General features: G+C 66.9%; 11 protein-coding genes, 1 tRNA gene and 2 pseudogenes. 8 read left to right on the top strand and 6 right to left on the bottom strand.

Annotated features, from left to right (window positions below; translation table 11 throughout):
• Positions 1-109: pseudogene (locus J3476_RS01340) on the bottom strand (IS481 family transposase); the annotation flags it as partial.
• Here J3476_RS01340 and J3476_RS01335 point away from each other — a divergent pair.
• Positions 108-638: pseudogene (locus J3476_RS01335) on the top strand (DDE-type integrase/transposase/recombinase); the annotation flags it as partial. The pseudogenes J3476_RS01340 and J3476_RS01335 sit on opposite strands and share 2 nt — an antisense overlap.
• A gap of 281 nt (positions 639-919) precedes the next feature.
• On the opposite strand, the gene J3476_RS01330 reads toward J3476_RS01335, so the two are convergent.
• Positions 920-993 (bottom strand) — tRNA-Leu (locus J3476_RS01330).
• An 85-nt stretch (positions 994-1,078) separates the two neighbouring features.
• On the opposite strand from J3476_RS01330, the gene J3476_RS01325 reads away from it, so the two are divergent.
• From J3476_RS01325 to J3476_RS01300, 6 genes are all read left to right on the top strand, one after another.
• Positions 1,079-1,717, top strand: a complete 639-nt coding sequence (locus J3476_RS01325) for an ANTAR domain-containing response regulator (RefSeq protein ID WP_207064816.1) — start codon at positions 1,079-1,081, stop codon at positions 1,715-1,717.
• 204 nt (positions 1,718-1,921) lie between these two features.
• Complete coding sequence (locus J3476_RS01320) at positions 1,922-3,133, top strand: branched-chain amino acid ABC transporter substrate-binding protein (RefSeq protein ID WP_207064815.1); 1,212 nt, start codon at positions 1,922-1,924, stop codon at positions 3,131-3,133.
• A gap of 84 nt (positions 3,134-3,217) precedes the next feature.
• Entirely contained in the window at positions 3,218-4,255 is a 1,038-nt protein-coding gene (locus J3476_RS01315; RefSeq protein WP_207064814.1) for a branched-chain amino acid ABC transporter permease, read from the top strand.
• Positions 4,252-5,460, top strand: coding sequence for a branched-chain amino acid ABC transporter permease (locus J3476_RS01310; RefSeq protein ID WP_207064813.1), 1,209 nt, complete (start codon positions 4,252-4,254; stop codon positions 5,458-5,460). Before J3476_RS01315 ends, J3476_RS01310 begins: the two co-directional genes overlap by 4 nt.
• A complete protein-coding gene (locus J3476_RS01305; RefSeq protein ID WP_207064812.1) occupies positions 5,457-6,296 on the top strand; it encodes an ABC transporter ATP-binding protein in 840 nt (279 codons plus the stop codon). The genes J3476_RS01310 and J3476_RS01305 overlap by 4 nt, the downstream gene beginning before the upstream one ends.
• Complete coding sequence (locus tag J3476_RS01300; protein WP_163675290.1) at positions 6,280-7,026, top strand: ABC transporter ATP-binding protein; 747 nt, start codon at positions 6,280-6,282, stop codon at positions 7,024-7,026. The genes J3476_RS01305 and J3476_RS01300 overlap by 17 nt, the downstream gene beginning before the upstream one ends.
• Positions 7,027-7,114: 88 nt before the next feature.
• On the opposite strand, the gene J3476_RS01295 is transcribed toward J3476_RS01300, so the two are convergent.
• From J3476_RS01295 to J3476_RS01280, 4 genes are all read right to left on the bottom strand, one after another.
• A complete protein-coding gene (locus J3476_RS01295; RefSeq protein ID WP_207064811.1) occupies positions 7,115-7,342 on the bottom strand; it encodes a DUF167 domain-containing protein in 228 nt (75 codons plus the stop codon).
• 135 nt (positions 7,343-7,477) lie between these two features.
• Entirely contained in the window at positions 7,478-8,680 is a 1,203-nt protein-coding gene (locus J3476_RS01290; protein WP_207064810.1) for a lipid-transfer protein, read from the bottom strand.
• Positions 8,677-9,141 (bottom strand): Zn-ribbon domain-containing OB-fold protein, encoded by a 465-nt coding sequence (locus J3476_RS01285; protein ID WP_207064809.1) that lies wholly within the window; start codon positions 9,139-9,141, stop codon positions 8,677-8,679. Before J3476_RS01285 ends, J3476_RS01290 begins: the two co-directional genes overlap by 4 nt.
• Before the next feature lie 47 nt (positions 9,142-9,188).
• The gene (locus J3476_RS01280; protein WP_207064808.1) at positions 9,189-9,860 is read right to left on the bottom strand and encodes an alpha/beta hydrolase; all 672 of its coding nucleotides are present in this window, start codon (positions 9,858-9,860) and stop codon (positions 9,189-9,191) included.
• Positions 9,861-9,948: 88 nt separating this feature from the next.
• Between J3476_RS01280 and J3476_RS01275 the strand changes: the two genes are divergently transcribed.
• On the top strand, positions 9,949-10,839 hold the full coding sequence (locus tag J3476_RS01275) for a LysR family transcriptional regulator (protein WP_207064807.1): 891 nt from the start codon (positions 9,949-9,951) through the stop codon (positions 10,837-10,839).
• The last annotated feature ends 30 nt before the right edge of the window (positions 10,840-10,869 follow it).

Raw genomic sequence — 10,869 nt, 5'->3', positions numbered from 1 at the left:
GTAGGACCGCGACGGCGGTATCGGCTGTTTCGTCGTCATGAATCTCGGCGTAGGCCACGCGAGAGTGATCATCGATGACGGTGTGTACGAAGGCATGCCCGAGCAACGGCTGGCGGTTCGTCGGCCGCTCTCAGGGCAAGAAGAATCGACACCTGACCACCGGGGTCAACCGCAGCCGACACCGCCAGCCGTTGCTCGGGCATGCCTTCGTACACACCGTCATCGATGATCACTCTCGCGTGGCCTACGCCGAGATTCATGACGACGAAACAGCCGATACCGCCGTCGCGGTCCTACACCGTGCGGCGGCGTGGTTCGCCGAGCGCGGGATCACCGTTGAAGCGGTGCTGTCAGACAACGGCGGCTGCTACCGCTCCCACGCATGGCGCCACGCGTGCCACGACCTCGGCATAAGACACCGCCGGACCCGACCGTACCGACCCCAAACCAACGGAAAGATCGAGCGCTTTCACCGCAGCATGACCGCCGAATGGGCCCTCGCCCGCTTCTACCCCAACGAACGGGCGAGGCGATCTGCACTACCGGCATGGCTGCATACCTACAATCACCACCGGCAACACTCAGCAATCGGGAAGGTCCCACCCATCACAAGGTTGACCAACCTGCCTGGGCAGTAGACCTAGACGGCCACGCCGTGGCTCGTATCGTGACGGGCCGTGCACACTAGCGTCCCCGCCTGGCCGTGCTTGTTGTTGATGCACCACACGGGATGACCCAGCCCTGCCTCAACTGGGTCCAGGATGTGCTCACCGATACGAACTGGACGGTGCCAGCGGTCTGTTACCCTGCACGGGCATTCCGTCCGGAAGCCATGATGCTGATTCTCGATGCTGCGGGCTGAGCCACTGATTATGCTCGAATATCGTTCACAAACATACTGTGAGCTGTGGTTATCCGGTGCCCTCGGTGAGATTCGAACTCACACTGTACGGGTTTTGAATCCGTTTCCTCTGCCAGTTGGGATACGAGGGCGTCGCACCGTGTCAGTGCGCGGCCTTTCACCATAGAGGATGCCCCCGCGCTCGCTCATCCGGCCCGGGAGCGCCACAATGTCCTCATGTCATCGCCTGGTGCGTCACCGACCGACGCCGTCCCCGCACGCCGCGTTCTCGTCGCCGAGGACGAGGCGCTCATCCGGCTCGACCTGGCGGAGATGCTGCGCGACGAGGGTTACGAGATCGTCGGCGAGGCCGGCGACGGGCAGGAGGCCGTCGACCTGGCCGAATCGCTGCGGCCCGATCTGGTGATCATGGACGTCAAGATGCCGCGACGTGACGGCATCGACGCGGCCTCGGAGATCGCCGCCAAGCGGATCGCCCCGATCGTCATCCTGACCGCATTCAGCCAACGCGAGCTCGTCGAACGTGCCCGCGACGCCGGCGCGATGGCCTATCTGGTCAAGCCGTTCAACATCTCCGACCTGATCCCGGCCATCGAGGTGGCGGTCAGCCGATTCAGTGAGATCGCCGAGCTGGAGAAGGAGGTCGCCAGCCTTTCCGACCGGCTGGAGACCCGCAAGCTGGTGGAACGCGCCAAAGGCCTGTTGCAGACCAAGCAGGGCATGACCGAGCCCGAGGCGTTCAAGTGGATCCAACGTGCGGCCATGGATCGCCGCACGACGATGAAGCGGGTGGCCGAGGTCGTCATGGAGACGCTGGATCCGCCGGGCGAGAACGCGGACAACGGCGAGAAATAGCTCGACGCCGGCCCCGTCCGGTTAAGAGTGCGTTTCCGAGCCGTGTTTCCGCGCCGATGAGCGGCGCGGCGCACACGCCGCGTTGTCCAACATCACGCATCACGGCTACTGGTTGGTTATGGTTTCCCGCGAAGCGTCGCCTCCCCGGCTGTCCTGGGTAGGGCCCCGGCGGCGCCGATCAACTCAGTGAACCGGAGGTGAAGCGTGCGAGGTCGCGTGGCACGGAGTGCATTTGCTCTCACAAGTGCGGGTCTGGTGGTGCTCGGCCTGGCCGGCTGCAGCCAGTCGGCGCCGGAACAGGATTCCGGCGATTCGGACCTGTCGATCGTCGAGCAGGTCCAGATCGACGAGAACGGCGCCGAAGTGCAGGCCGACGCCAGCGCCGACCCGGCGGATCCCGCCGGTGACGGCAACGCCACCTGCCCACCCATCTCGATCGCGATGGCCGGCGCGCTCACCGGCCCTGATGCCGCGCTGGGCATCAACATCCGCAACGGTGTGCAGCTCGCGGTCGACAAGCACAACGAGGCCAATCCGGGTTGCCAGATCCAGCTGAAGACCTTCGACACCGAAGGTGATCCGCAGAAGGCCACCGCGATCGCCCCGCAGATCGTCGACGACCAGTACACCGTCGGCCTGGTGGGCCCCGCGTTCTCCGGCGAGACCAAGGCCACCGGCGGCGTGTTCAACCAGGCCGGCCTGACCGCGGCGACCGCCTCGGCGACCAACGTCACGCTCTCCGAACAGGGCTGGCGGACCTTCTTCCGCGGCTTGGCCAACGACGGCGTGCAGGGCCCCTCGGTCGCCAACTACATGAAGAACACCCTCGGCATGCAGAAGGTGTGCGTCGTCGACGACAGCACCGACTACGGTCTCGGTCTGGCCCAGGCGATCCGCGACACCCTCGGCCCGGTGGCCGACTCCGGCTGCAACATCTCGGTCAAGAAGGGCGACAAGGACTTCTCGGCGGCGGTGACCCAGATCGACGGTGTCGCTCCCGACGGGGTGTTCTTCAGCGGCTACTACGCCGAAGCCGCGCCGTTCGTGCAGCAGCTGCGTGACGGCGGCGTCGAGACCACCTTCGTCACCGGTGACGGCGTCAAAGACCCCGAGTTCGTCAAGCAGGCCGGCCAGTCGGCGGCTGACGCGGTGATCTCGTGCCCGTGCGGCCCGGCCTCGGAGCAGTTCGCCCAGGAATACACCGACAAGTTCGGCCAGGCCCCGGGCACCTACAGCACCGAGGGCTACGACCTGGGCACCATCATGGTCAAGGCCGTCGACTCCGGCGCGATCACCCGTCCGGCCATGCTGGACTACTTCGCGAACTACGACGGGCAGGGAGTGGCCCGCCGTTACCAGTGGACCCCCGAGGGCGAGCTGACCACCAGTCTGATCTGGATGTACAAGGTCCAGTAGTCGACGAGGACGAAACGCGTCCGGAACAGCGAGGTTCCGGACGCGTTTTCGTCGCTCACCCGGTCTCCAGGAGCCCTCCCGCGGATGATGCCCGACTGTCTCACCGAGTACGCCTGCCTCGCGGCGAACATCGACTTCAACGTCGATGGGCTCCGTAACGGGTTCTGGCAGTTGACGATCGACGGTTTGGCCTGGGGCGCCATCTACGCCCTGGTCGCGGTCGGTTACACGCTGGTGTACGGCGTGCTGAAGTTGATCAACTTCGCTCACGCCGAGATCTTCATGGTCGGCATGTTCGGCGCCTACTTCTGCCTGGACATGATCCTGGGCTTCACGCCGAGCGGCAACGACTACAACCTCGGCATCGGGCTGACCGTGTTCTACCTGTTGGTGGCCATGCTTTTCGCGATGGCCGTGTCAGGCACGGCGGCAGTCGGTCTGGAGGCGGTGGCATACCGTCCGCTGCGGCGGCGCAATGCCAGTCGGCTGTCGTTTCTGATCACCGCGATCGGCATGTCGTTCGTCCTGCAGGAGTTCGTCCACTTCATCCTGCCGAGCATCATCGACGGGTACGGCGGCAGCAACGCCCAGCAGCCGATCATGCTGGTGGTTCCCGAAACCCAGTTCACGGTCTTCGGCGCCGACGTCAGCAACGTCACCCTCGTCATCATCGCCGCGGCACTGCTGCTTGCGCTGCTGACCGACATGGCCATCAACCGCACCCGGCTGGGCCGCGGCATCCGGGCGGTGGCCCAGGACCCCGCCACCGCGACCCTGATGGGGGTGTCGCGCGAACGAATCATCATGACCACCTTCCTGATCGGCGGTCTGCTCGCCGGCGCGGCGGCGCTGCTCTACACGTTGAAGGTGCCCCAGGGCATCATCTACTCCGGCGGGTTCCTGCTGGGCATCAAGGCCTTCTCGGCGGCGGTACTCGGTGGTATCGGCAACCTGCGCGGCGCGCTGCTCGGCGGTCTGCTGCTCGGCGTGATGGAGAACTACGGTCAGGCGCTGTTCGGTACGCAGTGGCGTGACGTGGTCGCCTTCGCGCTGCTGGTTCTGGTGTTGTTCTTCCGGCCCACCGGCATCCTGGGGGAGAGTCTGGGGAAGGCACGCGCATGAGTGTGGGGAAGACGGGCGCCGACGGGAAGGGCACCACAGCGACAGGCAATGCGCTGCTGGCTCCCGGCGACGTGCTGCGGCGCTGGTGGGCCGATCGAATCCGGGTGCAGAAATGGGGTGTCGGCCTGCTGGCGTTCGGCGCGCTGGCACTGCTGCCGCTGTACACCCCGCACTTCCTGGACACCCCGGGCATCAGCTTCGGCGGCACGATGGCGCAGTTCGCGATGGTGGCGATCATCGCGATCGGCCTCAACGTCGTGGTGGGGCAGGCGGGGCTGCTCGACCTGGGGTACGTCGGCTTCTACGCCGTCGGCGCCTACACCGTCGCACTGCTGACCAGCCCTGAGAGTCCCTGGAACCAGGTCGGCGTGTCGAAGTTCTTCAGCACCGACTGGGCGTGGCTGGCCTGCGTGCCGATCGCCATGGCGATCACGGCGCTGACGGGTTTGATCCTGGGCACCCCCACGCTGCGGCTGCGCGGTGACTACCTGGCCATCGTCACGCTCGGGTTCGGCGAGATCATCCGCCTGATGGCCGACAACCTCTCCGACATCACCAACGGCCCGCGCGGACTCAACCAGGTCGCCTACCCCCGCCTCGGTACGTCCGAAGAGCTGCCCAACGGCGTGTTCTCCAGCGCCAACTCGTCGGGCGACGCGAACTACGGCACGTGGTGGTTCTGGCTGGGTCTGGCGTTGATCGTCGGCATCCTGCTGCTGGTCGGCAATCTGGAGCGCAGCCGGGTCGGGCGGGCCTGGATCGCCGTGCGCGAGGACGAGGATGCCGCCGAGATCATGGGTGTGCCGACGTTCCGGTTCAAGCTGTGGGCCTTCGTGATCGGCGCCGCGGTGGGTGGGTTGTCGGGCGCGCTGTACGCCGGTCAGGTGCAGTACGTCGCGCCGCCGACGTTCAACATCATCAACTCGATGCTGTTCCTGTGTGCGGTGGTGCTGGGCGGGCAGGGCAACAAACTCGGCGTGGTGTTCGGCGCGTTCGTGATCGTGTACCTGCCCAACCGGTTGCTCGGCGTGGAACTGTTCGGCATCAACCTCGGTGACCTGAAATACCTGTTCTTCGGGCTGGCGCTGGTGGTGCTGATGATCTTCCGGCCCCAGGGGTTGTTCCCGGTGCGTGCCCAACTGCTGGCCTACGGCAAGAGCGCGCGCAAGCTGTTGCGCGGCGCGGACGAGCAGGCACCGGTATGACCGAACCCCATCCGGACCCCGAGCAGGCCGCGCTGCACCGCGAAGTACACACCGCCGCCGGCGAAGTGCTGTTGCGCACCGAGGATCTGACGGTCAAGTTCGGGGGGCTGACCGCGCTGGACTCGCTGACCTTCGACATCCGGCGCGGGGAGATCCTCGGGCTCATCGGCCCCAACGGTGCGGGCAAGACGACCTGCTTCAACGCCATCACCGGCGTCTACCGGCCGACATCGGGCACGGTGCTGTTCGACGGCGCGCCGCTGGGCACGGTCAAACGCCACCAGATCACCCGCAAGGGCATTGCGCGCACGTTCCAGAACATCCGGTTGTGGGGCGAGATGACCGCGCTGGAGAACGTGGTCGTCGGTACCGACGCCCGGCACAAGACGTCGGTCCCCGGTGCGTTGTTCCGCAGCGCGCGTCACCGCCGCGAAGAGCGCGACGCGATCGAACGCGCCACGGCCCTGCTGCAATTCGTCGGCATCGCCCACCGAGGCGAGGAGAAGGCCAAGAACCTGCCCTACGGCGACCAGCGCCGCCTCGAGATCGCCCGCGCCTTGGCCACCGAGCCGAAGCTGCTCTGTCTCGACGAGCCCGCGGCCGGCTTCAACCCCAGCGAGAAGTCCGCGTTGATCGACTTGATCCGCAAGATCCGCGACGATGGCTACACCGTGCTGTTGATCGAACACGACATGAGGTTGGTGATGGGCGTGACCGACCGGATCGTGGTGCTGGAGTTCGGCCGCAAGATCGCCGACGGCCTGCCCGCCGACATCCGCGAGGATCCCGCGGTCGTCGCCGCCTACCTGGGGGTGCCGGATGACGAACTCCACTGAAACGACGCGTCGGGTGCTGCTGGAGGTGCGGGACGTCGTCGCGCACTACGGGCGGATCCAGGCGCTGCATGGGGTGTCGCTGGTGGTGCACGAAGGCGAGCTGGTCACGCTGCTGGGCTCCAACGGCGCCGGGAAAACCACCATCATGCGCGCCATTTCGGGTTTGCTGCCGCTGACGTCGGGATCGGTGTGGTTCGACGGCCGCGACGTCTCGCGGGTCAAGGCGCATCGGCGGGTCTCAGACGGGTTGATCCAGGCGCCTGAGGGGCGTGGGGTGTTTCCCGGCATGACCGTGACCGAGAATCTCGAAATGGGTTGCTATGGTCGCAAATTCGAGTCCAGGGCCGCGCACCGGGAACGTCAGGACTGGGTGTTCGAGACGTTCCCGCGCCTGGCTGAACGGCGGAACCAGATGGGCGGCACACTGTCCGGCGGCGAGCAGCAGATGCTGGCGATCGGACGCGCGTTGATGGCGCGGCCCAAGGTGCTGCTGCTCGACGAGCCCTCGATGGGGTTGGCGCCGATGGTGATCTCCCAGATCTTCAAGATCATCGCCGAGATCAATTCGACCGGTACCACGGTGCTCCTCGTCGAGCAGAACGCCCAGCAGGCGTTGAGCCGATCCGACCGGGCCTACATCCTCGAAACGGGGGAGATCACCCGCACCGGAAATGCGCGGGATCTGCTGGCCGACGACAGCATTCGCGCCGCCTACCTGGGTGTGGCGTAGGTCGCGTTCCGCGAGTGCGCGGGTCTGCACGCCTGCGCGCCGCGTGTCGGCGCGGCATTCTGCGCGCGCTCGTCGGCGCGGAGTGCGCTCACTCGATACGGAAGCGCTTGATTCGCGCGGTGGCGCCGGCGACCAACGTGATCCGGGTGCGGGGCAGGCCGAGGTGTTCGGCGAGCACTCGGAGCACCGCCGCGTTGGCCTTGCCGTCGACCGCCCGTTCGCGCACATAGATGGTCAGCGCACCGTCGGGCCCGGTCTGCACGAGTGGTCCCTTCGCGCTGCCGGGCTTCACCCGCACGGTGACGACGTCGGCCATAGGCTGCATTGCACCGCGAGCGCGCGCGGAATGCACGCCGTGCGCAGCGTGTCGCCGGACAAACAACACGCGCCGTGCGCGCTCAGCGCGCCCCGGTCTGCTTGCGCGCTCAGCGCGCCCGGTCTGCTTGCGCGCTCAGCGCGCGACCACGACCGAGGAGCCGTGTCCGAACAGGCCCTGGTTGGCGGTGATGCCGACGGTGGCGCCTTCGACCTGGCGGCCGGTGGCCTGGCCTTTGAGCTGCCAGGTCAGTTCGCAGACCTGGGCGATGGCCTGGGCGGGAATCGCCTCGCCGAACGAGGCCAGCCCGCCGGAGGGGTTGACCGGAATCCGGCCGCCCACGGCGGTGGCGCCGCTGCGCAGCAGTTGCTCGGCTTCACCCTTGGGGCACAGGCCGAGGTGTTCGTACCAGTCGAGTTCCAGCGCGGTGGACAGGTCATAGACCTCGGCCAGGCTCAGGTCTTCGGGTCCGATGCCGGCCTCGGCGTAGGCGGCATCGAGGATCTGGTCTTTGAAGACCCGTTCGGGGGCGTTGACCACGGCGGTGGAATCGGTGGCGATGTCGGGCAGTTCGGGCAGGTGCTGGGGATACTGCGGCGACTGCAGGCTCACCGCGCGCACCGACGGCACGCCGGCGACCGAGCCCAGGTGCTTCTCGGCGAAGCTCTTGCTGGCCACGATCAGCGCGGCCGCGCCGTCGGAGGTGGCGCAGATGTCCAGCAGTCGCAGCGGGTCGGAGACGACGGGGCTGGCCAGCACGTCTTCGACGGTGGCTTCCTTGCGGTAGCGGGCGTTGGGGTTGTTGAGGCCGTGGCGGGCGTTTTTGACCTTGACCTGGGCGAAGTCCTCCAGCGTGGCGCCGTGGAGGTCCATGCGGCGGCGCGCCAGCAGTGCGAAGTAGACGGTGTTGGTCGCGCCGATCAGGTGGAAGCGCTGCCAGTCGGGGTCGTTGCGGCGTTCTCCGCCGACGGGGGCGAAGAAGCCTTTGGGGGTGGTGTCGGCGCCGATGACCAGCGCGACGTCGCAGAGGCCGGCCAGGATCTGGGCGCGCGCGCTCTGCAGGGCTTGTGATCCGCTGGCGCACGCGGCGTAGCTGGAGGTGACCGGGACCCCGTTCCAGCCCAGTTTCTGGGCGAAGGTCGCGCCGGCCACGAAACCGGGATAGCCGTTGCGGATCGTGTCCGCGCCGGCGACGAGCTGGATCTGGCGCCAGTCCAGGCCGGCCTCGGCCAGTGCGGCGCGGGCGGCCACGACGCCGTACTCGGTGAAGTCGCGTCCCCATTTGCCCCACGGGTGCATGCCCGCACCCAGGATGTACACCGGTTCGGGAGTCGTCATCGCGCTGCACCTTCCGTGCTCGATGCGCCTGCGATTTTCCAGGCGTGAACGATGCGTTCCACACCGTCGTCGTCGACGTAGAGCGGCATGGTGGTCAGTTCCATGTCCATGCCGACCTTCAGGTCGGCGGCCAGGGTGCCCTCGACGACCTTGCCGAGCACGATCAAGCCCTCGTCGGCCAGTTCGACCGCGGCGACGGCGAAGGGTTCGAACGGGTCGGGGGACGGATACGGCGGGGGCGGGGCGTAGCGGTTCTCGGTGTAGCTCCACAGCTTTCCGCGACGCGACAACGGCACCTGAGCCAGGTCATCACCGTCGCAGGCCGGGTTGGGGCAGTTGTTGGCGCGCGGCGGGAAGACATAGGTCCCACACGTGTTGCACTTGCCGCCGATCAGGTAGGCGCCGCCGTCACCGTCAGTGGCGAACCATCCGTCGATCGCAGGGAGAGTTGAAGCTGACACGGGGTCAGCGTACCCAGTGCGGCGAAATAACTGAAACGTGTTCCAGTTCAGTCAGCCGCGGCGTCGAGCAGGATGCGCAGTAGCTCGTCCGGCTTGTCCCGCATCAGGTCGTGCTTTCCATCGAGCAGATGAATCTGCCAGGTCGGATCGTCGCGGACCCGCTCGTACGACGGTCGAATCGGCGACTCACCAGGCCAGTCCAGTGCGTAGACAAGCGTTCGCCGGAATCGGCAATGATCACTGAGCAGCCGCAGGGGCTGCATCAGGCTTGCCAGCGGATGGGAGGTGGCGCGCGGGTCGAAGAACGGCAGCGGCGGCACCCCGAAGCCGGTGTTGTCGACTTTGACGTACCAGGCACGCTCTGCCTCGTCCACGATGTCCCAGCAGGCCTCGCCGTCCTGCGGGACGACCGCGTCGACGAACACCATCGAGGTGATCCGCTCGGGAATGCGGTCGGCGACACCGGTGATCACCATGCCCCCGTAGCTGTGCCCGACGAGCACGAGGTCGTCCATGGACGCGTAGGCCTCGACCACCGCCAGGACGTCGGCGATGTGAGTGTCGAGATTCACAGCGCCGGCCAGCAAGTGTGCCCGTTCCGCGACGCCCGACAGGGTCACGGGGTGCACTCGGTACCCAACCGACCGTAGGGAGTTCGCAACGCCTTCGAAACACCAGGCACCGTGGCACATTCCGGGGACGAGGATGAATGCGGTCAAATTTCCTCCTGGGACGTCACATCCACGGTGACCGAGCCGCATCCATAAGTCCAATACATGTTTGTTCTGCAATCCATAATCAATGCTTATGGATTTTCGTCAGCTTGAGTACTTCGTGGCGGTCGTCGAAGAGCGCAGTTTCACTCGGGCCGCCGCGCGTGAACGGGTTGCGCAGCCCGCTGTCAGCGCCCAGATCCGCAGGTTGGAGCGCGCCGTCGGTCAGCCGTTGCTGCACCGAACCAGCCGGGAGATCGGTCTGACTCAGGCCGGGTGGGCGCTACTGCCGCACGCCCGTGCCGCGCTGGCTGCCCTCAGGGATGGTCGGGCGGCGGTCGACGAGATCGCCGGCGTGGTGCGTGGTGAGGTGGCGATCGGGACTGTCACGTCACACCCCTTCGACATCGCGCGTCTGCTGGCCGACTTCCATGCCGACCACCCGGCTGTTGAGATCGCTTTGACGACGGCGACATCCGACGAACTGATGGTCGAACTCCGCGACGGTCGACTCGACGCGGCGATCGCGTCGGTCGGCGTCGACGACGACCCGCCCGACTTGAACTTCGCGATGATCACCGAGGAGGTGATCGAGGCCGCCGTAGCCTCCTGCCACCCGCTTGCCGGCCGGAAGTCGCTGCGGCTGAGCGACTTGGCGCCTCATCCGGTCATATCGTTGCCGAGCGGCACCGGCCTGCGGAGCCGGCTGCAGGACGCGTGCGCGGCCGCCGGTGTGGTCCCGAGGATCGCTTTCGAGGCGACCAGCCCCCAGGAGCTTGCAGAGCTCGCCGTCCACGGCCTCGGCGTAGCCATCCTGCCGCAGTCGATGGCGCGGGCTCACCCCCAACTGCAGACCCTGCGAATAGTGCCGGCGCTGCGCGGCCGGCTGGTGTGGGCATGGCGTCGCGGCGTCAACGATCCGGCGGCGCGCCTGATCTGTGAGCGTGCGCTCCAGATGATCGGGGAGCGTCGGTCGGTGTCGTAGCCGGTGCCTAGAGTGAACGCGTGAGCCCAG

The sequence above is a fragment of the Mycobacterium sp. PO1 genome, assembly GCF_017312405.1.
GTDB lineage: Bacteria > Actinomycetota > Actinomycetes > Mycobacteriales > Mycobacteriaceae > Mycobacterium.
The sequence above is the reverse complement of the archived record's forward strand: the minus strand, read 5'-3'. Positions and strand labels throughout refer to the sequence as shown.

Coding starts and splice junctions, on each gene's coding strand:
- J3476_RS01325 (WP_207064816.1), top strand. CDS start 1,079: ATGTCATCGCCTGGTGCGTCACCGACCGACGCCGTCCCCGCACGCCGC.
- J3476_RS01315 (WP_207064814.1), top strand. CDS start 3,218: ATGATGCCCGACTGTCTCACCGAGTACGCCTGCCTCGCGGCGAACATC.
- J3476_RS01310 (WP_207064813.1), top strand. CDS start 4,252: ATGAGTGTGGGGAAGACGGGCGCCGACGGGAAGGGCACCACAGCGACA.
- J3476_RS01305 (WP_207064812.1), top strand. CDS start 5,457: ATGACCGAACCCCATCCGGACCCCGAGCAGGCCGCGCTGCACCGCGAA.
- J3476_RS01300 (WP_163675290.1), top strand. CDS start 6,280: ATGACGAACTCCACTGAAACGACGCGTCGGGTGCTGCTGGAGGTGCGG.
- J3476_RS01295 (WP_207064811.1), bottom strand. CDS start 7,342: ATGGCCGACGTCGTCACCGTGCGGGTGAAGCCCGGCAGCGCGAAGGGA.
- J3476_RS01290 (WP_207064810.1), bottom strand. CDS start 8,680: ATGACGACTCCCGAACCGGTGTACATCCTGGGTGCGGGCATGCACCCG.
- J3476_RS01275 (WP_207064807.1), top strand. CDS start 9,949: ATGGATTTTCGTCAGCTTGAGTACTTCGTGGCGGTCGTCGAAGAGCGC.